Below are 25,446 nucleotides of genomic sequence, written 5' to 3' on the forward strand. Positions count from 1 at the left end.
TTGTCTTAAAAAATCAGATGTACTATGATTATCTTGCTAATTATGCAATCTATCGTCCATTTAACAAACTACAGAAAAGGTTAATTCAATAAATCCGAATTGTCTCTTTCCAGTTCATTATAAACACTTTTGACATCCTGTGAAAATTCTTTCTTCAAAATCAAATTCGCAGTAGGCGTATAAACAAAAATAGTGTCTTTAACCCCTATAAAAGCCGTATAATTAGTAGTCCCAATCACCATATTCCCGTTTTCATCCACAACATGACCTATAGTTACTAAATAATCATAAACAGATTCAAAAGAACCTAAATCCGACCAGTCAAATTGAGAAGATACTACTTTAATTTTTTTAGAGCGTTCCATGACGGCATAATCAATGCTAATAGATGGAATATCCATAGACATCGCTAAATCTAAATTTCCATCGCTGTTATTTTCCCAAGCTAATTTTGATTTTTCATATACCTCCGGAGCATAAATTTTTAGCTCTTCCAAAAGCACTCCTGCTTTAAAACAAAACATACCGCTGTTCCAAAGAAAATTTCCTTTGGCTATAAAATCGCGTGCCGAAACTTGGTTTGGTTTTTCTCTAAAAGAAACCACATTGTCTCCTTTACGTTCAATATAGCCGTATCCGGTCTCCGGTTTAGTGGGAACGATACCAAAGGTGACTATGTAACCGTTTGCTGCTTTTTCGACAGCTTCTTGAATCGCTTCTTCGTAGCGTTCCATTTCACCAATAATATGATCCGATGGAGTTACTACCAAGATGTCATCTGGTTCAGATGCGAAAGCCGCAAAAGCAATAGCAGCAGCCGTATTTCTCGGGGTAGACTCAATTATATCTATATATTTTGTATTCGATTTCTCTAATACTTTTTTACTCAAATGACAGTTATCAATATTACCAACAACCATTACTTTATCAGCAAGGCTACTGTTGCGATCTACAGTCATTTCAAATAAAGACTTACCATCAAAAATATCAAGATATTGCTTGGGTTGGCTTTTGCGTGATAATGGCCATAAACGACTACCAACACCTCCAGTGAGTATTACGTGTGTAATTGAATGCTTTTCCATATTCTATTTATACAAGGTTTAAAACCCTAAATTACTTTTCTTAATTCTTTCTCGGCCACTTCTTTCCGCAAACTGCTACTTGAAAAACGATGATCCCGGACATTGAAATACAATTCAATTCCTTTTTCCTCACAATAGCTGCGTCCAGTGAAGTTTTTTTCTCTGTATTCATCTCCGATGATACGGACATCTAATTTGAAAGAGCGTAAAATATCTTCCAAATCTTGTTCTGTTGCATAAGGCACAATTTCATCCACATGTACGCACCCTTTTAGTTGAATATAGCGCTCCACAACTGATTGTGTAGGTCTGTTTTTTTCGGGACGGTCAATTGTTGGATCAGTTTGTAAAGCCACAATTAAATAATCACATTGTCTTTTTGCTTCTTCTAACATTTTAACATGCCCGGCATGAAGTAAGTCGAAGGCACTGAAAGTAATTCCTATTTTCATTTTTGATATGTAATTTAATTCTTTGCTAAGTTTATAACCGCCCATCAGCTAGATTTCCCAAAACGCCTTTAACATCGTACAAAAGACCATTCGGCTTTTGCAATTTTGCAAGGTCAAGGTCAAAAAACTCGCTATGTGCAACACCTAAAACTATGGCATCAAATTTTTGATTGGGCAACTCTTTAGTCGTTCCTAATTTATATTCGTGATAAACGGCAACTGGATCAGCCAAAGGGTCATAAATAGTAACTGTTATTCCGTAATCTGATAAAGCGGCGATGACATCGACAATTTTTGTATTGCGAACATCAGGGCAGTTTTCTTTAAAAGTTATTCCCAGCATTAAAACAGTAGCGCCATTAACTGAAATTCCTTTCTTAATCATTAATTTGACAATTTGGGAGGCAACATATTCCCCCATACTGTCATTCAAGCGTCTTCCTGCTAGTATAATCTCTGGATGATATCCAAATTCCTGGGCTCGTTGTGCCAAATAATAAGGATCGACTCCTATGCAATGACCACCAACTAATCCCGGCTTGAAAGGTAAAAAATTCCATTTGGTTCCCGCAGCTTCTAATACAGCCTGGGTATCAATATTCATCAAATTGAATATTTTAGCCAGTTCATTTACAAAAGCAATATTGATATCTCGCTGTGAATTCTCGATTACTTTGGCAGCCTCGGCAACCTTTATCGAAGGAGCTAGATGGGTCCCAGCAGTAATAACCGATTGATATAATTCATTTACTTTCAGTCCGATTTCAGTAGTTGAACCTGATGTGACTTTTAATATTTTATCTACGGTATGTTCTTTATCGCCTGGATTAATTCGCTCTGGCGAATAGCCTGCAAAAAAATCTATATTAAATTTTAATCCGGAAACTCTTTCTAATACCGGTACACATTCCTCCTCGGTTACCCCAGGATATACAGTGGATTCGTAAATAACGATATCTCCTTTTTTTAATACTTTACCTACGGTCTCACTTGACTTATATAACGGAGTTAAATCTGGACGATTATTTTTATCGACAGGTGTTGGAACGGTCACAATATAATAATTGCAGTCTCCAATTTCCTCCCAATTAGTGGTACAATACAATCCAACAGTACTTCCTGGTTGATCAAGTAATACTTTTTGTAATGACTCCGAATCAATTTCAAGTGTTGCATCAGAGCCTAATTTCAATTCGGCGACCCTTGTTTCATTTATATCAAATCCTACAACAGCATGTTTTGTGGCAAATAAGCGTGCTAATGGCAAACCCACGTAACCAAGACCTATTACTGCTATTTTTAAATTAGATTTCATTGTTTTAAACTAATATCTGACGCGATTGTTAATTATATGGCACCGCTACGCAATTCAAAACCACATTAGTGGATTCAAATCTTTTTTTTAAGGTTGCAAATATAGGTACAATATGCCGGTTTATAGCATTATAATTTTTTAACGAGCTACTACAACCTTAGTTAAAAAAAAACAAAAAAAATACTAAGGTATTGTACTTCAACACTTAACAATAATTATTATTTTTCCCTTCACAAAAAAAATCACCTAATTAGGTGATAAGAATATTCTTATAAAAATAATTCTGATTCAGAAGACATAAACCTTCCCTTACTCAATCCAAAGAAAGTACAATCCCCTTTTCAATAAATAAAGACTACGCCCATTCCCACAAAATATCACAAAAGCCCCAAAATCTACAAATACAATTTTGTAAACTTTGGGGCTTTAACTATTTGAAGTCTTATCTTTTATACTCCACTTAAAGTATGGTTCATAAACGTATTGCTTTTAAGCTAAACGATAATGTGGGTCCCTTGAGTGACAGTATGCTTATTTGATTTTCATTTTCAGAACACAACCTAATGATTCCAAAACTAAAACATAATGAGTTTTATTTATCTCTTGAACAGTTGCTTCCTGAGTAGAAAAAGGTCCGGATTCCAAAGTGATTTTATCTCCCACTTTTATCGAATCAATCGACATATCATAAATATCGGGTGTTTCGAGCCAACTTTTTATGATGCTAATCTCTTCATTCTTAACAATAGCAGGTTTCCCCAACCAAAACAAATAACGAACCGCACCCGCTGATTGAAAAACTAAATTCCTGTCAGTCTCTTCTAATTGTACAAAAACATACGAATTAAATAAAGGCACTTCGACCTTTTTTTTTCTATCCGACCATTGACGTACTTGAGTAATTAATGGACAATAGCATTCTATTCCAATTTTATTTAATTGTTCCGCTACTTTTTTCTCCCATTTAGGTTTTGTATATACTACGTACCAGTTCATCTTGCGTTTTATATTGAAATATTTTTTTAATTAACCCCTTGCATCTTATTAGTTTTTAATAGTTCCAACTAAAAGAATCACTCTACACTAATTTACGATCCAATTCCCTGATACACGAATCCAATTTTTTCCAAAGCTGGACCATTCAAGATATTTCTTCCATCAAATACAAATGCTGGCTTTTTCATAGCATCATAAATGCGTTGCCAATCGTACTGAGCAAATTCATCCCACTCCGTCAGCACAGCTACAGCATGGGCATTTTCACAAGCTTCATATGGATCTTGAAATGACAGTATACAATCAGCATTCTTTTCGGCAGTTCTTGTTTCTAAATAATCTAAATCAGCCAGTACTTTCTTTCTGGACACTTTAGGATCATATACGGCAATTTTTGCATGTTCATTTATTAAATCATCCGCTACATAAATTGCTGCCGATTCCCTAGTATCATTAGTGTCTTTTTTGAAAGCCCATCCAAGAAAAGTGATTTTTTTATCGGAAACAGTATTATAAAGTGTTTGCACTATATTATTCGAAAAGCGTCTTTTTTGATGGTCGTTCATGATAATCACTTGTTCCCAATAGTCAGCCACTTCGTTTAACCCATACGATTTTGCTATGTAAACTAAATTCAAGATGTCTTTCTGAAAACAGGAACCTCCAAACCCAACGGAGGCTTTTAAGAATTTTGAACCTATTCTGCTATCCATTCCAATGGCTTTAGCCACTTCGTTAACATCGGCTCCAGTTTTTTCACAAAGCTCAGACATCGCATTAATAGAAGAAATTCGTTGCGCTAAAAAAGCATTCGCAGTCAACTTTGACAATTCAGATGACCAAACATTCGTGGTTAATATTTTATCTTCGGCTACCCAATTCGAATATACTTCAACTAGCGCCTGTATCGCTTTTTGTCCTTCTAAAGTTGTGTCGCCTCCTATTAAAATTCGGTCTGGATTTAATAAATCCTGAACGGCAGTTCCTTCCGCTAAAAATTCTGGATTGGAAAGGATTTGAAACTGAACTCCATTTCCTGTATTATCCAAAATACTTTTGATTGCTTCCGCTGTTCGCACTGGCAGCGTTGATTTCTCTACTACTATTTTGTTGTCTTTCGCAATTTTGGCAATTTGTCTGGCACACAATTCAATATATTTCAAATCTGCTGCCATTCCTTTTCCTTTTCCATAGGTTTTGGTAGGCGTATTCACTGATATAAAAATGATTTGAGCTTCATCAATCGCTTTCTCCACATTGGTAGAAAAGAACAAGTTTCTCCCTCTCGCTTCTGCAACAATTTTATCTAAACCTGGTTCATAAATAGGAATATTATCTATATTCTCATCATTCCAAGCGGCAATTCGCTCTTCATTTAAATCAACAACAGTAACTTGTATCTCTGGGCATTTTTGGGCAATAACTGCCATAGTTGGGCCTCCAACATATCCAGCCCCAATGCAACATATTTTTGTAATTTTCATTTCTTCTGTACTTTATTCTATTTTCCTTGTTCTAATTTCTTGTACTTCGTTCAACGTTTTCTGGTCGCTCCTATTTTATGCTTTGTATTTTCAAATTCTGCAAAATAAAAAAGCACCAATGTTATTTTTAATTGAAGCAATATCGATTGCAAATTAAATCTAAAATTATGTTTCTACTTTTTTGCTAGATCAAAAAAGTAACAAAAAAATCACTGCCTGAAAATTAAAAACTTAAAAACTACCTCAAAACCCTGTTCCGAGCCCCGAGCCGTTCGCCTTCCAGGCTCAACTCGCGGAGCTCTGCTACTATGTTTTTTCGTTGTTTTTTGACATTTTCAATTTAAGGGCGGAAGTAAGATCTTTACCGATGCTATTCTTTATTCTCTGTTCTTTCACCAATTTTCTTTATTCTATCTTCTTTGTCTCCAATATCCCGAAACCAGCAATTTCATAGAAATATCTTCTACTAACTGCTAACCGCCTATCTTAAATTATTCCAATACCAGTCAACCGCTTCTTTTAAGCCTTCCTGTAAAGAATATTTTGGATTATATCCCAATAGTTCTTTTGCTTTGTCAATACTTGCCAAAGAATGAGGAATATCCCCCACTCTATTGGGTCCATAAACGACTTCAACATTAGCGATTCTCTCGTCATACTTAGCCAAGAATTCCTTCAAATAACGGACTAAGTCATTTAATGTATTTCTATCGCCATAAGCCGTATTATAAATAGTATTCACTGCCGCAGTATTATTTGTCGACATCGCCAACTCATTCATCTGAATCACATTATCAATATAAGTAAAATCACGGGAAAAGTTCCCATCGCCATTAATTTGAGGGCTTTCCAACTGCATTAATTGCATTACAAATTTAGGAATAACTGCCGCATAAGCTCCGTTAGGGTCCTGTTTTCGTCCAAAAACATTAAAATAACGCAAACCTATTGTTTCCATTCCGTACGTTTTGCTAAAAATCTCCGCATACAACTCGTTTACATATTTTGTTATTGCATAAGGAGAAAGCGGATTCCCTATTACGGCTTCCACTTTTGGCAATCCCACCGAATCTCCATACGTAGATGAACTTGCCGCGTATATAAACCGTTTTACATCAGCATCTCGAGAAGCTACAAGCATATTTAAAAAACCAGAGACATTAACATCATTAGTAGTAATCGGATCATTTATAGAGCGGGGAACAGATCCCAAAGCCGCTTGATGTAAAACATAATCGACACCTTTTACTGCATTTTGACAATCAGTCGCATTACGTATGTCTCCTTCAATTAAATGAAAGTTAGCATTATTTATAAAATCTTTAAGATTATGTCGGTATCCCGTTGCAAAATTATCAAAACAAACCACTTGGTGTCCTTTGGATAAAAAATATTCACAAAGATTTGAGCCTATAAATCCTGCCCCACCCGTAATTAATATGGTACTTTTTGATAATTCTTCCATTTTTTTTCAATTTAAAACAGTCAATTTATTTAGTTGCTTTTTTACGTAATTTTTGAATGATTTTTTCATAAAGATTTTTTGGCTTGTCTTCTTCATGATATCCATTTGAATAAGTTCCATAACCATAACCGTAGCCATAACCATATCCATAACCTGCTCCATATTTAGCTTTGTTTTCAAAACCATTCAAAATAATACTGGTATTATTTAACTCTCCTCGTTTAACTCTATTATTTAAAAGCGTAATCATTTCTTTTTTGGTGAAGTTCTGCCTTACAATATATAAGGTTACATCGCAATATTGTGCCAACTCTAATGTGTCAGATACCAGTCCAACCGGCGGTGTATCCAAAATGATATAATCGTATTTTTTCTTTAATTCATTCATTAAATCTTTCATTCTTTCATTCATGATCATTTCTGCTGGATTGGGAGGAACTGGCCCTGAAAGAATCACATCCAGATAAGGAATTTGCGTATGATTTATAATTTCATCAACCGTTTTTTGATTAATTAGATAATTGACAACCCCTATTTCATTCGATAAATTAAATTCAGCAAACAGTTTTGGTTTTCTTAAATCAAGACCTATAACAACTGTTTTTTTTCCGCTAAGTGCAAATACCGTTGCGATATTTATAGAACAAAATGTTTTTCCTTCACCACTCACTGACGATGTGATCATCAGTGTCTTGGCTCCATCTAGGTGTTGTTGCTTATATAAAAACTGAAGTGAAGAACGAACAGCCCTGAAAGATTCCGACAAGGCAGATTTAGGTTTGTCATAAACTGCTAGATCGGAAGTATCTTTATTCAGTCCAATCACCCCAATCAAAGGAATTTTTGTCAGTTTACTAATATCTTCCGTATTTTGGATAGAGTTATTGATAAAGAAAATTATAAATACAAACAGTAAAGGAAAAAGAATTCCTAAGAACAATGCTAATACATAATTCACTGATGTTTTTGGACCCATAAGCCCACCGCCAATATCCTTCGCAGGATCTATAAAATGAATATCCGATAAATTTGCCGCCTTAACAATATCAGCCTCACTTCTTTTTTGAAGAAACGTACTGTAAATATTGTCACTTAAATCATATTTTCTTTTAATCTTGATCAATTCCTGCTGATCATCCGGAAGTTGTTTTATGGTGCTTTCCGCTTCATTAATTTTACTGCTCACCACTGCTAAATCGCCTTGTAAAGAAGCTTTGGCTGTCGATATATTTTCTAATAACACCTTTTTGACAGCCTCCATTTGATTGTCAAAATCTTTAAATATCTTATCACTTTTAACTGCATAAGCCATTTCAGATCTTTGAGTAGAAAGCGAAATCAATTTGGAAACATTCATTACGACATTGGGATCATCAATACCCGCTACTGATGGTGCCGGAAGTTTAGAATAATCTACGCTGTTTTTTAAATATGATTTTAAAGAATTGTAATATGCCATTTTACGGGTTACTTCATCTTTCTTTACATCAAATTCAAGGATTTTATCCGAAAATTTTTCTCCACCTGCTTCTACGTCATAAATATTTTTGCCTTTTCTAAAAGATTTCAGCTCATTTCCAGTTTCCTTTAGTTGGGATTCCATTGCAATTAAGGTACTGTCAATAAAAGCAATGGTATTTGTCGCAAATTGATTTTTACTGTCTAATTGTCTTTTTATCAGCATTTTTACAGTCGAATTCAAATACTCAACCATTCTTGCTTTGTTGGTGCCTTGCATCCCCAGCGTAATTATGGAACCTCCTTTGTCATCTGATCTGACATTTATTCCTCTATAGCCGGAAACAGTTCCATCAAAATTATTAAACTGCACAAAGTATTCGTTTCCTTTATAAAAACCTGGGTTGTCTTTTATTTGTACTTTCCAATTTAAAAAAGGCAATGATACTTGTTCCCCGACCTTATACCTTTTTACAAAATCACCTTGGGCGACTGAAGTATTGCTATAAGAATTATTTGAGTAGGTTATTAATGAGACATTTTGATTTTCAAAAGGTATTCTTATTTCGTAAACATTATCACTCAAAAATTTAATCCCAATTAAATTTCCAGCTAGTTGACCTTTTGATTTATCAATATTTACATAAAAAGGGACTGCACCATACGCATCTTCCATTCTATATTTACCTTGAACCAAATAACCGATGTAATATTGTAGTTTATCAACAACCAACTCATTATGCGATCTGGATTGCAAGGTGGTCGAAATAGTTTGAACCTGATCTGAAGTTCCTCCCCAGTTAAAAACTAAGCTAGTGGTAGAGGTAAACAAGGGATTCGTTTCTTCTTTTACGGAAATAAGCGTCTCCATTCCATAAATTTTTTCTTTACGAATGTTAACCTGGTAAGCAATTGTGAAGGTAATTAAGAGACTTATTAAAAACCATTTCCAATAACTTCCTATTTTTATTAAAAATCCTTTAAAGTCAAAACTTACTTGGTCTTCAAAAATTGAAAAATCTTTTATATCTAGCATTTTTTGAATTGTGTTTTAATTTTTAAATAGCAAAAAGTAAGTGGTCGTTGCCAATGATAATAATGTTATGATAGTCCCCAACGATTCTATACCCGTTTTTCCAGTTCCCCAAGTCTTTTGCTTAAGTGGTTTGATATAAATATAGTCATTTGGTTGCAAATAAAAATAAGGCGAATTCATTACGTTTATATCGGTAAGATCGATATCATGCATTTGGACTCCTGTAGGCGATTTTCTAATAATTGTAACTGCTTTTCTGTTTCCTGTGATGGTTATGTCACCTGCATTTGCAATAGCTTCCATCACATTTACATGCTCTTGAAATAAAGTTTTGGTTCCCGTGCTCCCTATTTCGCCATTGATGGTATATCGAAATCCTGCTAATTTTACGGTAACAAAAATATTAGCCGCTGCATTAAAATACTCTGCTAATAATTGTTTCTCTATTCTAACTCTTATTTCATCCAAAGTAAAACCAATCACATTTAAATCACCCAAAACAGGCATTCTAATATTTCCATGATCATCCACGGTAAACCCATCAAAATAAAGTCCCGTTTCTGATTTACCGGCTTCACCTTGATTTGTAGTACTAAAAATAGACACTAATTTTGGATCATTTGCTTTTATATTGATACTCAAAACATCATTCGTTTGCAATCTGTACGGTTTTGATTCAACTGCCGAAATAGTCGTTTCATCACTTGAGTTATCCTTTTTTTGAAGATAAATTAAATCTTTGCTTGGAATGCAAGAAGAAAATAACACACTAATACATAGCAACAAATAGAGTTGGGTCTTGCTCATTTCAATATTTTTAACGACAAATATAGGTTTTCATTTACTATTTAAAAAGAATCGCTATTTATTAAATGGATTAATTATTTTTCAAGGACTTTTCAAACGGAACTCTATGTAATATACTTCTTCCCAAGGTAACTTCGTCAGCATATTCTAATTCATCGCCAACTGAAATTCCTCTAGCAATTGTTGATATAATTATTTCACTATCACCAATTTGCTTATAGATATAAAAGTTGGTTGTATCCCCTTCCATCGTAGAGCTTAAAGCAAATATTATTTCATTTACACTGCCTGATTTTACTTTTTCAACAAGCGTGGCTATATTTAACTGACTGGGGCCAACTCCGTCTATTGGCGAAATTTTACCTCCTAAAACATGATAAATCCCTCTGAATTGACCTGTATTTTCAATGGCCATCACATCTCGAATATCTTCCACAACACAGATAATTTGATGGTTTCTGTTTTTATTGGAACAAATTTCACAAAGGACACTATCCGAGATATTGTGACAACTGTTGCAATACTTGATATCTTCGCGCATTGTCATTAATGCTTGCGCCAAAAAACCCGTTTGTTCCTTTGGTTGTTTCAATAAATGCAACACCAATCGCAATGCCGTTCTCTTGCCAATTCCGGGCAATTGAGACATCTCATTGACTGCTTTTTCTATTAATTTTGAAGAAAATTCCATAAATGCAAAAGTAATCAATTACTTCATTTGTTCCATCGGTTATTTGCTATATCGAAGCTGCGATTTACCACATTTCTAAATAAATGAAGGAACAAATAACCGATTAACCAAAAAATCGTATTTTGGCTTCAAATAAAAAACCAAATGACTCCAGGCACTATACTACTACTTGTATCTATTTACTTCGGAATATTATTCTACATTTCCCATGCCGTTAGTAAAAAAGACAGTGGGAATGATGCTTTTTTTAAAGCCAATAAAAATTCGAAATGGTATTTAGTAGCCTTTGGAATGATAGGAACCGCACTTTCCGGAGTGACATTTATATCAGTTCCGGGGGAAGTAGGCGCTCCAACTGGTGAACAATTCAAGTATTTTCAGTTTGTATTAGGAAACGCCATTGGTTTTATAATCATTGCTAAAGTTTTGCTCCCTTTATATTACCGGATGAATTTGACTTCTATTTATGGATATATAGAACGCCGATTAGGAACTTATTCTTATAAAACCGCCGCAACTATTTTTCTAATTAGCAGAACAATTGGTTCTTCCTTTAGATTGTATCTAGTAGTAATTGTTTTACAACGTTATGTTTTTGATTATTATGGAATTCCCTTTGCAGTTACGGTATTAATTTCACTCGCCTTGATATTTGCTTATACGTATCGTGGCGGTTTAAAAACCATCATCATTACAGATACTTTACAGACTTTCTTCTTAGTCACTTCGGTTTTCTTGACTATTTTCTTTATTTGCAGAAGTTTGAACCTCAATATTTTTGAAGCTTTTGAGGAAGTAAAAAACAGCAATTATTCTAAAATATTCTTTTTTGAAGATTTTGTGTCGAGTAAATTCCATTTTGTAAAGCAAATTCTGGGAGGAATGTTCGTAACCATTGCGATGGTGGGACTCGATCAGGATTTAATGCAGAAAAATTTGAGTTGCAAAAACATCGGGGAAGCCCAGAAAAACATGTTCACTTTTACCGGAATATTTGTACTTATCAATATCTTTTTTCTAAGCGTTGGAGCATTACTTTATATTTATGCCGCTAAAAACGGAATTGAAGTCCCAACCGACTTAGTTACCGGAAAACCAAGAACGGATTTACTTTTTCCCGAAATCGCTTTTCATCATTTGAGCTTGATTCCTTCAGTGGTTTTCTTGTTAGGATTAACGGCCGCTACATTTGCGACAACTGATTCGGCATTAACAGCATTGACCACTTCGTTTTGTGTCGATTTCCTTGGTATGGATAAAGTCGAAAATTTAAATAAACCAAATATTGTGAGAACAAGACATTTTGTTCACATCGGTTTTTCGTTTTTAATGTTTTTAGTTATTGTATTTTTCAATTCTGTCAACGACAGCTCTGTTGTAGGAATGATTTTCAGAGTCGCTTCCTACACTTATGGTCCGCTTTTAGGATTGTATTGTTTCGGATTATTTGTAAAAACAAAAACCGTTAAAGATAAACTGGTTCCATTAATATGCTTATTATCACCAGCCGTGACTTTCTTTATCAGCGAAAATTCAAAAGCCTTGTTTTTTGGATATGTTTTCGATAATGAACTCATTATAGTAAACGGACTGATTACTTTTATTGGTTTGTTGTTGATTAGCAAACCTGCAGTGGAGGAAACTAGATTTTAAAAAAGCACAAAGTAATTCTTAGAGAGATCTTTTTACGACCATAGCTTTGAGAAAAAATTGGTTGTACCAAGTTCACTATACAAACTTGTTTTTTAATTTTGAATGTTCAACTTGGAATTTTCAATGTTGAAATCATTAAATCACGAAACAAAAACCATTTTAATCCCAAATCTTTAGGTTGAATCCAATATTCCTAGAGCCCTGATAAAAATGGAAATCCTTTTGATAAAAAACAGAAATTTTTTCTTATAAAAAAAGAGCGACCAACGGAAGCTCCTTATTTTATTTAGAAAAATACTGTTTTGTTCAAAAGATTGAAATGGATAGCAGGAATAGCTGCTAAAAAAACTAATACTGATTTGTAGCCAACATAACAAGCGTACAAGCTATCTCGACTTTTATGTCATTTAATTTTAGCAACTGATAAAACTCTGGATTCTCTGTCCCAGGATTGAAAATAACACGTTTAGGTTTTGCCTCTACTAAATAATTGTAGTAATCACGTTGACGTGAAGGGTTTAAATATAAAGTAACGGTATCGATATTTTTTAACGGAATGGCTTTGGTTTGGATTTTAATTCCTGCCACTTCTCCAGCATTTTGACCTATAGCGAGAACGGAATGGCCTTTTTCAACCAATTTTTCAATCGCCATAAAAGCATATCTGGCGGGTTTTGTAGAAGCACCAAGTACCAGCGTTTTTTTATTTTTTATCATTTTCTATAATTGTATTTTGCAAAAGTAAACAAAAAGGTTCAGGATTTAGAAATTATCCGCTTTTGTTGCAAAAGCAATGAAAACAATAAGCTAACATTAAAAGAGAGTCAACTTTTAAAAAAAGACTATTTTTGCAATCTTAACAACAACAATATGGATCTGTTTATTTACCTTTTTGCTGCGCTTTTTTCTGTTTTAAATCCCATCGGGACAGTTCCTATTTTTGTGGGACTTACACAAGATGATTCGTTAAAAGAACGCTCCAGGATTTCTTTATGGACAGCGATAAATGTGTTTGCCATTCTCATTATCTCTTTTTTCATAGGTCAATATGTACTGACTTTTTTTGGAATCAGTATTGATGCGCTGCGAATAGCGGGTGGAATTATCATCGTGAGCTCAGGATTTTCATTGCTTTCTGGAAAATTCAATAAGAAACGAGGTATCAATAAAAAAATAGAAACCGATGCTCAAAAAAGAAATGATATCGCATTGACTCCGCTTGCCATTCCTATGCTTGCAGGTCCCGGATCTATTTCTTTATTAATTGCATTTTATCAGGAACATCATTCTACGAGTGATGTTATATTTTCCTCATTGGCAATTCTAGCGATTGCGATTGCCATCTTTGTAATTCTTAGAAGTGCTCATTATTTGGCCAAAATACTTGGTGCGTCAGGGATTGTGGCTATATCCAGAATTGTTGGTTTTATTGTAATTGCAATTGGGATTCAATATATAGTGAGTGCCGTTATCAATATTATCAAAGGGAATTTTTAGTAGTATTTATTTAACTCTGACAAGGCACAAAACCCTGTCAGAGGTGTAAATTATTTTTTAGGCAAGAATATTTCTGCCATCATACATCTGGCACTTCCTCCACCACAAGCTTCAATTGTATCTAAACTTGAACTCAAGATTTCAGCATGTTTTTCTAATTGTGTAATTTGTTTTGGCGTCAAACTTTGATGTGCCGATGTGCTCATAACCAAATATCTTTTATCATTTGCGCCGCGAACTTCAAGCATATTCCCAGCGAAATTATTCACTTGAGTTTCGGTAATTAGAATAATCTCTTTCCCATTCTCTTTTAGATTATCCAAAACCATTTTGCGTTCTTTTTTCTCATCAATGCAATCCGAACAAATCACCGCAAAAGTTTCTCCCAAACACATCATAACATTAGTATGATAAATTAGTTTTCGTTCTCTGTTAACAGTTTGAAACGCTTCAAAAATTACTGGTGCATAATCAAAATCTTCACAAAATTCTATGAATAATTCTTCATCTGCTCGAGGTGACAAAGCGCAGTAAGCTTTACTATTGGCTCTATCCAAAAGTAAACTTCCTGTTCCTTCCAAGAAAAAACCATCTTCCTCAGCTGAAGTATAATCGACAATATTATTAATTACAAAACCTTTGTCTTCCAGCATATCCAAAATCTCCTCACGTCTTTCCTCGCGACGATTTTCGGCAAACATTGGATATAATGCCACATCACCATTCTCGTGAAAAGAAATCCAATTGTTTGGAAAAATGCTGTCCGGCGTATCAGGATTTAAAGTATCATCAACAACCGTTACATCAACACCAACAGCGCTAAGTTTTTCAACAAAAGTGTCAAATTCTTGTTGTGCCTTTGCATTGACAGTTGCCGGCATAAGTCCGTCTAGTACTTTTTGATAATAATTATTTACTGCCGTTTGTTCGTTCATTCGAAACGCAACAGGGCGAATCATCAATATGGAATTTGTAGTTTGTTTCATATATTTTTAGTTTAAAGTTTAATAATTTAAAGTTTAATGTTTCCCAACATTAAACTTTAAACTATTAAACAAATATTTAATCTCTACTTAAAGGTAAAGTAGAACATCGTAATAATCCTTCTTGTTTGGCAATTTCGGCATATGGAATTTCTTCAACGGTAAATCCATTAGATCGCAACCAATTGTTTAATCGAGTAAAGTTCTTTTCGGAAACCACAACATCAGTATCAATAGAAAAAACATTCGAATTCATATCATACATTTCATCTCGAGTAATGTGAAATAAGTTTTCTTTTCCAAAAAGATTGACAAGAAATAAATAATCAGCTTCTTCACGAAATCCACTTTTGTAAATAATTCCTTTGGCCTTCCCAACAGGTTGAAAACAACAATCAAGATGCAAGGCATTGTCTCTAGCTTCTATTTTTGATTTAACCAAATCGAATTCTTTGACAATTTTATTTGGAAATAAATTTTTAATGTATTGTACTCCTTGAACATTTGTTCGTGCTGTAATATAATCTTTGTAATCGCTTCCTTTATATGTGCCAATAAATATATAATCATTCCACAGAATCACATCACCACCTTCAATATGGACTTCTTCTGGAGGACGCACGACTTTTTTGGGATCCATTTGGTCAATCACATATTGAATCGCATCTAATTCGCGTTCTCTTTCTGGTAGAATATTCGATTTAATAAAAACATCATCAATGACGAATCCAATATCCCTTGTAAATATTTGATTGTAATTTTCAATCATTTCAGGACGAAAAACGGTAACATTATATTTCTTCAAAACCGTACTGAATGCTTCCATTTCATTGACCATATCTTCCTCAACCGGATAAGTTCCTGCCAATATATGCTCTAATGATTTTGGATCATAGGCTTCATCTGCTTTAGGTGTAGGGCCGTTATGTGTTGCAGAACCCAAAACTACAGCCCGCAGTCTTGAAGTTTCATTCTTTATATTTAACTCAAGCATTTTTTTTCATTTTGACAAATATAAAAAAAGCTTCACAAATTAGTGAAGCTTTTTAAATTGAATTTATCTTTTATCAGATGTTTTGAAATCTCTCAAAGGATGACCTGTGTAAATCTGTCTAGGTCTTCCTATAGGTTCTTTGTTTTCACGCATTTCTTTCCACTGTGCAATCCAGCCAGGTAAACGACCGATCGCAAACATTACGGTAAACATATCAGTAGGAATTCCTAAAGCTCTGTATATAATTCCAGAATAAAAATCTACGTTTGGATATAATTTTCTTGAAACAAAATACTCATCAACTAGTGCAGATTCTTCTAATTTTTTGGCAATAGCAAGAATTGGATCATCAACACCCAAAGTTGCTAAAACTTCATCAGCCGCTTTTTTAATGATTTTGGCTCTTGGGTCGAAATTTTTATATACTCTGTGACCAAATCCCATTAAACGGAATGGATCATTTTTATCTTTGGATTTCTCCAAATATTTATCAGCGTCGCCACCTGTTCTGTGAATTTCTTCCAGCATTTCAAGAACTGCCTGGTTAGCTCCTCCATGTAAAGGTCCCCAAAGTGCAGAAACTCCTGCTGAGATTGAAGCAAATAAACCTGCGTGAGAAGAACCCACCATTCTAACCGTTGATGTAGAACAGTTTTGTTCATGATCAGCGTGAAGAATAAACAATTTATCTAATGCATCTACAACTACTGGATTTGGCGTATAAGGTTCCGTAGGCAATTCAAACATTAATCGCATGAAATTCTCTACATAACCTTTAGTATTATCGTAATAATTTAAAGGATAACCCATGCTTTTTCTATATGTCCAAGTTGCAATAACCAAGAATTTACCCATGGTTTTACAAACAGCTTCATACATTTCTTTTTCATTCTCAACATTTACTGACTTCGGATTAAAAGCTGTCAAAGCGCTTGTCAATGCAGCCAAGACACCCATTGGGTGCGCAGTTTTTGGAAATCCATCAATGATGTTTTTCATTTCCTCATTGACTAAAGTGTATTTTCTTATATGGGTTTCAAAATCTTCCAATTGGGCCGCTGTAGGCAACTCACCAAAAATAACCAAATAAGACACTTCAAGAAAATGTCCTTTTCCGGCTAAATCCTCAATTGAATATCCTCTGTAACGAAGAATTCCAAGTTCACCATCTAGGAAAGTGATTTCGCTAGTACATGAACCTGAATTTTTGTAACCTGGATCAAGAGTAATTATTCCTGACAAATCACGTAATTTACTAATATCAATAGCAACTTCATTTTCACTTCCTGTGATTATAGGCAGTTCAAATTTCTTACTATCAATCTCTAATATTGCTGTTTTCGACATAATATAATTGAAATAAACTTTTAAAAATAATAATTTACCAAATCTAGGGAATTTAAGACTAATTAAAAAGAGAATTTCACAATGAATATGTTAAATAAAATAAAAAAACCGTTCATTATTAATGAACGGTTTTTGAAAAAAATATATGGGAAAATTATTTAATTTTAAAGGCGTCTTTACCTGGGAAATAAGCTGTGTTCCCAAGTTCCTCTTCAATTCTTAATAATTGATTGTATTTTGCCATACGATCAGAACGAGAAGCGGAACCGGTTTTAATTTGACCACAATTTAAAGCTACTGCTAAATCTGCAATTGTATTATCTTCAGTTTCTCCAGAACGGTGTGACATTACTGAAGTATAACCCGCATTTTTAGCCATATTTACAGCTGCGATGGTTTCTGTTAAAGTTCCTATTTGGTTTACTTTCACTAATATTGAATTAGCAATTCCTTTTTCAATCCCTGTAGACAAACGTTTCACATTTGTTACAAATAAATCATCCCCCACTAATTGTACTTTATCTCCAATTTTTTCCGTTAGGTATTTCCAACCATCCCAGTCATCTTCGTACATTCCGTCCTCGATAGAAATAATTGGATATTTTGCTGCTAATTCAGCTAAATAATCAGCTTGTTCTTCCGAAGATCTTATTTTACCAGTTTCTCCTTCAAATTTAGTATAATCGTATTTTCCGTTAACATAAAATTCTGAAGCAGCACAGTCTAAGGCAACCATAATTTCATCTCCAAATTTATATCCAGCAGATTCTACCGCTTTTTTTATGGTATCCAATGCATCTTCAGTTCCACCGGCAAGATTTGGTGCAAAACCACCTTCATCCCCAACGGCAGTTGAAAGTCCTCTGTCATGTAATACTTTTTTAAGACTATGAAAAATTTCTGTCCCCATCTGCATCGCTTGAGTAAAAGTAGTTGCTTTTACTGGAATAATCATAAATTCCTGAAATGCGATCGGCGCATCAGAATGAGATCCACCGTTGATGATATTCATCATTGGTACTGGCAATGTATTAGCTGAAACTCCTCCTATATATCTGTATAAAGGCAATCCTAATTCATTAGCAGCCGCTTTTGCAACAGCTAAAGAAACTCCCAAAATTGCATTTGCTCCTAAGTTGGATTTATTTGGCGTACCATCTAAATCAATCATCATTTGATCAATAACATTTTGTTCGAAAACAGAAACTCCCAAAAGTTCTTCTGAGATTATGCTATTAACATTTTTCACAGCATTCATAACTCCTTTTCCAAGAAATGCTTTTCCTCCATCACGTAATTCAACAGCTTCATGCTCTCCAGTAGAAGCACCAGATGGCACTGCCGCTCTTCCTAAAACACCATTATCTGTAATTACATCTACTTCTATAGTAGGATTTCCTCTAGAATCGAAAATTTGTCTTGCGTGAATTTTGATAATTATACTCATACTATTTTATTTTAAAATTTTAAAACACAAATATATTCTATCTTTTCTATTCATTTAATGAAAATAATGAATCTTATTAACGAAAACGTTGTAATTTTTTTTAAAAAACATAAAGTTTATATTTTGTTTAAAAAAAATCGTACACAATTTTATATTTTTTTCTTATTTCAAAGTCATTAAATACACAAAAATAAAACAATAGAGCAACCGCAAAATAATGAACTAATTGCATCTCTTTTTATTTTACAAAAGTACTATATTTAAAACTTTAATACCTCATTATCAATAATTTATATTATTTTTGTTATTCATTTTTACGATCGTAAAATCATACTCTATTGGATATTATCTAAAGTTTTTAATTTAGATCAAATTAGATAAAATTAGAAAAGGAACTCGCCATGAAAACAACTAAAAAACCAAACAGTCATAACAATTCTGTTGAAATTGAAGAGTTATTAAAAATAAATTCGACATCATTAGAAAATTTGAGCGATTTAGACCCATTGATTGATCTTATTGGAGATGCAAAATATGTTCTGCTAGGTGAGGCTTCTCATGGAACACATGAATATTACACTTGGAGAGCAAAAATAACACAACGCCTCATTCAGGAAAAGGGATTTTCTTTCGTAGGAGTAGAAGGCGATTGGCCCGACTGTTATCGATTAAATCGTTTTGCAAAAGGATATACAAATTCAGGAACAGATATTTACAATGTGCTTAATGAATTTAAAAGATGGCCAACATGGATGTGGGCAAATTGGGAAATAGCAGCATTCATAGATTGGCTCAAAGCCTATAACGTAGATCTTCCGGCTGATAAAAGAATCGGGTTTTACGGATTAGATGTATACAGTTTTAGAGAATCCATGAATTCAATCGTTCAATATTTAGAAAAAAATGATCCAAAAGCACTCGCAATCGCAAAAGCAGCAATGGAATGTTTCGAACCTTACAACAAAGATGAAGGACAATCTTATGCTAGAGCCTCCTCATTTGTTCCAGAATTATGTGAAAAGGAAATACTTCATCTGCTTACTGAAATAATAAAAAATGTTCCCAATTATAATCATGATGCAGAAAACGTTTTGAGCACGGAGCAAAACGCATTCATTGCCAGAAACGCTGAAAAATACTATCGAGCCATGATAAAAAGAGGCTCAGCTTCTTGGAATATTCGGGACGAGCATATGGTTTCCACCATTGAACGGCTTATGAAATTCCATGGAAAGGAAGCTAAAATAATAGTTTGGGAACACAACACACATATTGGTGATGCTCGTGCTACGGATATGGCAGCTGACGGCATGGTAAATGTTGGGCAATTATTGAGAGAACAATATTCAACTGAAGGAGTAATAGCGGTCGGGTTTGGATCCTATAAAGGAAGTGTAATTGCAGGCAGAGAATGGGGAGATTCCATGCGAAAAATAAAAGTTCCAGAAGCCCTGGAAGGCAGTTGGGAGCATTCCTTCCATCTTGCAAGCAAAGGACAAAACAGATTACTAATAATGAATAAAATACATGAGGAAAAATGTGTTTCTTCCTATATAGGACATCGAGCAATAGGAGTTGTTTATAATCCAGAACATGAAAGATTTGGAAATTATGTTCCTACAATTTTGCCAAAGCGATACGATGCTTTTATATTTCTTGATGAAACTAGCGCATTGCACCCAATAAATATCCAGCCCGATGGAAATCAAATTCCAGAAACATATCCATTCGGTATGTAAGCTGATATTAGCTATATAAAAAAAGGGATTGACTTTTTAATAAAAGCCAATCCCTAAATATTTCACTATTCTGTATTTAATAAAAAATCCTCACTACACTACTACCCTTTTATATTCTCAATGAATTGATCAAATAAATAAGAAGAGTCATGAGGTCCAGGACTTGCTTCCGGATGATATTGCACAGAGAAACAATTTTTGTTTTTCATACGCATACCAGCAACGGTTCCATCATTAAGATGAAGATGTGTGATTTCTAAATCAGGATGATTGTCCAACTCTTCTTTGCTTACGGCAAAACCATGATTTTGAGAAGTAATCTCCCCTTTTCCTGTAATTATATTTTTCACAGGATGGTTTATTCCTCTATGACCATTAAACATTTTATAAGTCGAAACTCCGTTTGCCAAACCAATTACTTGATGTCCTAAGCAAATTCCAAATAGAGGTTTGTTATTTTCAATAATTGCTGTAGCTACTTGAATGGCACTTGCCAAAGGTTCTGGATCTCCAGGTCCGTTAGATAAGAAATAGCCATCAGGATTAAATGATGCCATGTCTTCATAAGTTGAATCGAAAGGAAAAACTTTGATATAACAATCTCTTTTGGCAAGATTACGAAGGATATTCATTTTAATTCCTAAATCAAGAGCAGATATCTTATAGGTTGCATTCTCATCCCCAAAGAAATATGGCTCCTTTGTAGATACTTTTGAAGCTAATTCTAAGCCATTCATATCTGGAACTTTGGCTAAAGCTATTTTCAATTCCTCAATTGAAGTTCCATCCGTACAAATAACTGCATTCATCGCGCCGTTGTCACGAATATAGCTTACAAGTGCGCGTGTATCAACATCTGATATACAAATAAGGTTTTGTTTTATAAAATAGTCTTCTAAACTCCCCGAAGCATCTTCGCGTGAATAGTTAAAACTAAAATTTTTACAAACTAAACCTGAAATTTTAATACTCTCAGACTCAATTTCCTTATCATTTACTCCATAATTTCCAATATGTGCATTGGTAGCTACCATTATTTGACCAAAATAAGATGGATCTGTAAATATTTCTTGGTAACCTGTCATTCCTGTGTTAAAACAAACTTCGCCAAAAGTGGTTCCGCTAATACCAATAGATTTCCCATGGAATATCGTGCCGTCACTTAATAGAAGAATGGCGCTTTGTCGTGTTGTATATTTCATTCGTTGTTTTCTATTAATTTTTTAATAGTCTCATGAAACTCGAAAAACTCGTCTCATGTGTAGTTAAATATTGTGCAAATTTAATTTATTAAAACAATGGATGCAATGTTTTTAAAATTTATATTTATTAAACAGATTCACGCTCGGATTAAAAAAAAAGATTAATGTACTCGATCATTTCTTTTTGAAAAGTTTCTTATGAAACATATCCATTCTAAGTAGCCCTGATTGAAGCGGCATCCTTTTTTGAAATTCTAACAAAGGAAGAATTACAAAAAAGATATAGCGAAAAGCAGGTGAATCGTTCTTTTAAAAATATATTGTTGTGCTCCTAAAATTTAAAAAAAAAGTCAAAAAAAAAGGATAAACTATTAATAGCTTATCCTTGATTTTTATTGAATGATTATTTTCATAATTACTCAGCAGCGTCAGTTGTAGTTTCAGTTTCGGCAGCTGGAGCTTCAGTAGCTTCATCTGCTTTCTTTGCTTTTCCACCACGACGGCTTTTTGCTTTTTTAACTTCTTTTTTACCACCATTGTAAAGTTCATTGAAATCTACTAGTTCGATCATTGCCATATCAGCATTATCTCCTAAACGATTTCCAACTTTAATGATACGAGTGTATCCACCTGGACGGTCACCTACTTTAGCTGCTACGTCTCTGAACAAGTCAGTTACGGCATATTTGCTACGTAAGTAAGCAAAAACGATACGACGATTGTGAGTCGTATCTTGTTTTGATTTTGTTATTAAAGGCTCAACGAATTGTTTAAGCGCTTTCGCTTTAGCAACTGTAGTGTTAATACGTTTGTGCTCAATAAGAGAACAAGCCATATTAGCCAACATAGATTTTCTATGTGCAGTCTGTCTGCTTAAGTGATTGAATTTTTTTCCGTGTCTCATGACGTGTTTTTTTATACTTTCATCTTGATGCTATCCATTTTGGAGATCAAAATATGAAGTAATTTATTCTTTATCTAGTTTGTATTTTGCTAAATCCATACCGAAGTTCAAATTTTTAACTGCAACAAGTTCATCAAGCTCTGTTAAAGATTTTTTACCAAAATTACGGAATTTCATTAGATCATTTTTATTGAACGATACTAAATCACCAAGTGTATCAACTTCAGCCGCTTTCAAACAATTTAATGCTCTTACAGAAAGATCCATATCAACAAGCTTAGTTTTAAGCAATTGTCTCATATGTAATGACTCTTCATCATATGATTCTGTTTGTGCAATTTCGTCAGCCTCGAGTGTAATTCTTTCGTCAGAGAACAACATGAAATGGTGAATTAAAACTTTAGCAGCTTCAGTAAGTGCATCTTTTGGATTGATAGAACCATCAGTTTTTATTTCAAAAACTAATTTTTCATAATCTGTTTTTTGCTCTACACGGAAGTTTTCAATTGCGTATTTTACGTTTTTTACCGGAGTAAAAATAGAATCCGTAAAAATAGTACCAATTGCAGCATTCTGTTTTTTGTTCTCCTCAGCAGGAACATATCCTCTACCTTTTTCGATAGTTAAATCGAAATTCAGTTTGATTTTACTATCTAAATTACAGATAACTAGTTCTGGATTCAAAACTTGGAAACCTGAAATGAATTTTTGAAAATCACCAGCTGTTAATTGATCTTTACCAGAAACAGATATAGTAACTGATTCATTATCGACATCTTCAATTTGACGTTTGAAACGCACTTGTTTAAGATTAAGGATAATTTCGGTAACGTCTTCAACAACTCCAGGAATAGTAGAAAATTCATGATCTACACCTTCAATGCGAACAGATGTAATTGCATAACCTTCTAATGCTGAAAGCAAAACTCTTCTAAGTGCATTACCAACAGTCAATCCGTAACCAGGTTCTAAAGGTCTAAACTCAAATTTACCTTCAAAATCGGTTGAATCGATCATGATAACTTTATCGGGCTTCTGAAAATTAAATATTGCCATAAATTTCGACTAAGTCAATTATTATTTGTTGTACAACTCTACGATTAATTGTTCTTTAATGTTTTCTGGGATTTGAAGTCTCGCAGGTACAGAAACGAAAGTACCTTCTTTAACGTCGTTATTCCAAGTAATCCATTCATAAACATGACTTGAATTAGATAAAGAACGTTCGATAGCTTCTAAAGATTTAGATTTTTCACGAACACCAACTTTATCACCAGGTTTAAGGTGGTAAGAAGGAATATTAACAACCTCACCATTTACGGTAACGTGTCTGTGAGAAACGATTTGACGAGCACCTCTTCTAGAAGGAGCAATACCCATTCTAAAAACCACATTGTCTAATCTTGCTTCACACAATTGTAATAAAACTTCACCAGTAACACCTTTAGTAGCTGATGCTTTTTCGAATAAATTTCTGAATTGTTTTTCTAATATTCCATAAGAATATTTAGCTTTTTGCTTTTCCATTAACTGGACAGCATATTCAGATTTTTTTCCTCTTTTTTTTGCCATCCCGTGTTGTCCGGGTGGGTAATTTCTTTTTTCGAAAGCTTTATCGTCTCCGAAAATTGCTTCGCCAAATTTACGAGCGATTCTTGTACTTGGACCAGTATATCTTGCCATTTTAATTTGTTTAAGGTAGAGATTATGAATTCAGGTCTTATCCTTCGATAATCAACGTTCTACCTATGTTATACTATAATTAATTTGAGTATTAAACTCTACGTCTTTTAGGAGGACGACATCCATTATGAGGCATTGGAGTAACATCGATAATCTCTGTAACTTCAATACCACCATTATGCAAAGAACGGATAGCAGACTCACGTCCGTTTCCTGGTCCTTTTACATAAACTTTTACTTTTTTAAGTCCTGCCTCAAGAGCTACTTTACTACAATCTTCTGCTGCCATTTGGGCTGCGTATGGAGTATTCTTTTTAGAACCTCTAAAACCCATTTTACCAGCTGAAGACCAAGAAATAACTTCACCTTTTTTGTTTGTCAAAGAAATGATGATGTTATTGAAGGTAGCAGAAATATGAGCCTCTCCCGTTGATTCAACGATAACTTTACGTTTTTTTGCAGTTGCTTTAGCCATATTACTTATTATTTAGTTGCTTTTTTCTTGTTGGCAACAGTTTTTCTTTTACCTTTTCTTGTTCTAGAGTTGTTTTTAGTTCTTTGTCCTCTTAAAGGAAGACCAGTTCTATGACGGATACCTCTGTAACAACCAATATCCATTAAACGTTTGATGTTTAAAGAAACTTCAGAACGTAATTCTCCTTCAATTTTAAATGCTGATACAGCTTCACGAATTGCTCCGATCTCATCATCATTCCAATCTTGGACTTTTTTATCTTGGCTAACTTGAGCTTTTTCTAAAATCTCAATAGCTCTACTATTTCCTAATCCGAAGATATAGGTAAGTGCTATAACACCTCTCTTATTTTTCGGGATATCTACCCCTGCTATTCTTGCCATAACTATCCTTGTCTTTGTTTAAATCTAGGATTCTTTTTGTTTATAACGTACAATCTCCCTTTTCTACGCACAATTTTGCACTCGGGACTTCTCTTTTTTACTGATGCTCTAACTTTCATTGTGAATATCCTTTAATATCTATAAGTAATTCTTGCTTTTGACAAATCGTAAGGGCTCATTTCTAGTTTCACTTTATCACCAGGTAATAATTTGATGTAATGCATACGCATTTTTCCAGATATATGGGCGATTACAATATGTCCATTTTCTAACTCTACACGGAACATTGCATTTGACAATGCTTCAATGATTGATCCGTCTTGTTCTATTGCTGATTGTTTTGCCATAAG

At 34.0% G+C, this 25,446-nt stretch carries 25 protein-coding genes; 3 read left to right on the forward strand and 22 right to left on the reverse strand.

Annotation, left to right across the window (positions count from 1 at the left end):
* Positions 1–80 precede the first annotated feature (80 nt).
* From IWX84_RS03635 to recR, 9 genes are all read right to left on the reverse strand, one after another.
* Complete coding sequence (locus IWX84_RS03635; protein WP_196849408.1) at positions 81–1,085, reverse strand: mannose-1-phosphate guanylyltransferase; 1,005 nt, start codon at positions 1,083–1,085, stop codon at positions 81–83.
* A gap of 26 nt (positions 1,086–1,111) precedes the next feature.
* Positions 1,112–1,537: an adenylyltransferase/cytidyltransferase family protein gene (locus IWX84_RS03640; RefSeq protein WP_196849409.1), complete on the reverse strand. Its 426-nt coding sequence runs from the start codon at positions 1,535–1,537 to the stop codon at positions 1,112–1,114.
* Positions 1,538–1,568: 31 nt separating this feature from the next.
* The gene (locus IWX84_RS03645; protein ID WP_196849410.1) at positions 1,569–2,852 is read right to left on the reverse strand and encodes a nucleotide sugar dehydrogenase; all 1,284 of its coding nucleotides are present in this window, start codon (positions 2,850–2,852) and stop codon (positions 1,569–1,571) included.
* A gap of 531 nt (positions 2,853–3,383) precedes the next feature.
* Entirely contained in the window at positions 3,384–3,848 is a 465-nt protein-coding gene (locus tag IWX84_RS03650) for a UpxY family transcription antiterminator (RefSeq protein ID WP_196849411.1), read from the reverse strand.
* A 92-nt stretch (positions 3,849–3,940) separates the two neighbouring features.
* On the reverse strand, positions 3,941–5,332 hold the full coding sequence (locus IWX84_RS03655) for a UDP-glucose 6-dehydrogenase (protein WP_196849412.1): 1,392 nt from the start codon (positions 5,330–5,332) through the stop codon (positions 3,941–3,943).
* Positions 5,333–5,813: 481 nt separating this feature from the next.
* Positions 5,814–6,797, reverse strand: a complete 984-nt coding sequence (locus tag IWX84_RS03660; protein WP_196849413.1) for an SDR family oxidoreductase — start codon at positions 6,795–6,797, stop codon at positions 5,814–5,816.
* A gap of 25 nt (positions 6,798–6,822) precedes the next feature.
* Positions 6,823–9,291, reverse strand: coding sequence for a polysaccharide biosynthesis tyrosine autokinase (locus IWX84_RS03665; RefSeq protein ID WP_196849414.1), 2,469 nt, complete (start codon positions 9,289–9,291; stop codon positions 6,823–6,825).
* 15 nt (positions 9,292–9,306) lie between these two features.
* Entirely contained in the window at positions 9,307–10,098 is a 792-nt protein-coding gene (locus IWX84_RS03670; protein WP_196849415.1) for a polysaccharide biosynthesis/export family protein, read from the reverse strand.
* A 70-nt stretch (positions 10,099–10,168) separates the two neighbouring features.
* Entirely contained in the window at positions 10,169–10,789 is a 621-nt protein-coding gene (gene recR / locus IWX84_RS03675) for a recombination mediator RecR (protein WP_196849416.1), read from the reverse strand.
* A 144-nt stretch (positions 10,790–10,933) separates the two neighbouring features.
* Between recR and IWX84_RS03680 the strand changes: the two genes are divergently transcribed.
* Positions 10,934–12,442 (forward strand): sodium:solute symporter, encoded by a 1,509-nt coding sequence (locus IWX84_RS03680; protein ID WP_196849417.1) that lies wholly within the window; start codon positions 10,934–10,936, stop codon positions 12,440–12,442.
* Positions 12,443–12,790: 348 nt separating this feature from the next.
* Here IWX84_RS03680 and IWX84_RS03685 read toward each other — a convergent pair whose 3' ends face one another.
* Entirely contained in the window at positions 12,791–13,156 is a 366-nt protein-coding gene (locus tag IWX84_RS03685) for a CoA-binding protein (RefSeq protein ID WP_196849505.1), read from the reverse strand.
* Between the two features lie 156 nt (positions 13,157–13,312).
* Here IWX84_RS03685 and IWX84_RS03690 point away from each other — a divergent pair, with 156 nt between their 5' ends.
* The gene (locus IWX84_RS03690) at positions 13,313–13,939 is read left to right on the forward strand and encodes a MarC family NAAT transporter (RefSeq protein WP_196849418.1); all 627 of its coding nucleotides are present in this window, start codon (positions 13,313–13,315) and stop codon (positions 13,937–13,939) included.
* Positions 13,940–13,989: 50 nt separating this feature from the next.
* Here the strand turns inward: IWX84_RS03690 and ctlX are convergent, their stop codons facing one another.
* The 4 genes from ctlX to eno all read right to left on the reverse strand — a co-directional run bounded on the left by ctlX (position 13,990) and on the right by eno (position 18,710).
* Positions 13,990–14,925: a citrulline utilization hydrolase CtlX gene (ctlX, locus tag IWX84_RS03695; protein WP_196849419.1), complete on the reverse strand. Its 936-nt coding sequence runs from the start codon at positions 14,923–14,925 to the stop codon at positions 13,990–13,992.
* Positions 14,926–15,001: 76 nt separating this feature from the next.
* Positions 15,002–15,916, reverse strand: a complete 915-nt coding sequence (locus tag IWX84_RS03700; RefSeq protein WP_196849420.1) for a dimethylarginine dimethylaminohydrolase family protein — start codon at positions 15,914–15,916, stop codon at positions 15,002–15,004.
* Between the two features lie 63 nt (positions 15,917–15,979).
* Positions 15,980–17,263, reverse strand: coding sequence for a citrate synthase (locus IWX84_RS03705; RefSeq protein WP_196849421.1), 1,284 nt, complete (start codon positions 17,261–17,263; stop codon positions 15,980–15,982).
* A 154-nt stretch (positions 17,264–17,417) separates the two neighbouring features.
* The gene (gene eno / locus IWX84_RS03710; RefSeq protein ID WP_196849422.1) at positions 17,418–18,710 is read right to left on the reverse strand and encodes a phosphopyruvate hydratase; all 1,293 of its coding nucleotides are present in this window, start codon (positions 18,708–18,710) and stop codon (positions 17,418–17,420) included.
* Positions 18,711–19,111: 401 nt separating this feature from the next.
* On the opposite strand from eno, the gene IWX84_RS03715 reads away from it, so the two are divergent.
* Entirely contained in the window at positions 19,112–20,449 is a 1,338-nt protein-coding gene (locus tag IWX84_RS03715) for an erythromycin esterase family protein (RefSeq protein ID WP_196849423.1), read from the forward strand.
* A 101-nt stretch (positions 20,450–20,550) separates the two neighbouring features.
* On the opposite strand, the gene carA is transcribed toward IWX84_RS03715, so the two are convergent.
* The 8 genes from carA to infA form a co-directional block, all read right to left on the reverse strand.
* Positions 20,551–21,651 carry a glutamine-hydrolyzing carbamoyl-phosphate synthase small subunit gene (gene carA, locus IWX84_RS03720; RefSeq protein WP_196849424.1) on the reverse strand — a complete coding sequence of 367 codons (1,101 nt, stop codon included), beginning with the start codon at positions 21,649–21,651 and terminating at the stop codon, positions 20,551–20,553.
* A gap of 415 nt (positions 21,652–22,066) precedes the next feature.
* Complete coding sequence (gene rplQ / locus IWX84_RS03725) at positions 22,067–22,555, reverse strand: 50S ribosomal protein L17 (protein ID WP_196849425.1); 489 nt, start codon at positions 22,553–22,555, stop codon at positions 22,067–22,069.
* 63 nt (positions 22,556–22,618) lie between these two features.
* A complete protein-coding gene (locus IWX84_RS03730; protein ID WP_196849426.1) occupies positions 22,619–23,611 on the reverse strand; it encodes a DNA-directed RNA polymerase subunit alpha in 993 nt (330 codons plus the stop codon).
* A gap of 21 nt (positions 23,612–23,632) precedes the next feature.
* Entirely contained in the window at positions 23,633–24,238 is a 606-nt protein-coding gene (rpsD, locus tag IWX84_RS03735; RefSeq protein WP_196849427.1) for a 30S ribosomal protein S4, read from the reverse strand.
* 91 nt (positions 24,239–24,329) lie between these two features.
* The gene (gene rpsK, locus IWX84_RS03740; protein WP_024981527.1) at positions 24,330–24,713 is read right to left on the reverse strand and encodes a 30S ribosomal protein S11; all 384 of its coding nucleotides are present in this window, start codon (positions 24,711–24,713) and stop codon (positions 24,330–24,332) included.
* Positions 24,714–24,721: 8 nt separating this feature from the next.
* On the reverse strand, positions 24,722–25,096 hold the full coding sequence (gene rpsM / locus IWX84_RS03745; protein WP_073210387.1) for a 30S ribosomal protein S13: 375 nt from the start codon (positions 25,094–25,096) through the stop codon (positions 24,722–24,724).
* A 2-nt stretch (positions 25,097–25,098) separates the two neighbouring features.
* A complete protein-coding gene (ykgO, locus tag IWX84_RS03750; protein WP_008992256.1) occupies positions 25,099–25,215 on the reverse strand; it encodes a type B 50S ribosomal protein L36 in 117 nt (38 codons plus the stop codon).
* 12 nt (positions 25,216–25,227) lie between these two features.
* A complete protein-coding gene (gene infA / locus IWX84_RS03755) occupies positions 25,228–25,443 on the reverse strand; it encodes a translation initiation factor IF-1 (protein WP_007136545.1) in 216 nt (71 codons plus the stop codon).
* Between the last annotated feature and the right edge of the window lie 3 nt (positions 25,444–25,446).

It is taken from the genome of Flavobacterium sp. CG_9.10, assembly GCF_015752245.1.
Lineage (GTDB): Bacteria > Bacteroidota > Bacteroidia > Flavobacteriales > Flavobacteriaceae > Flavobacterium.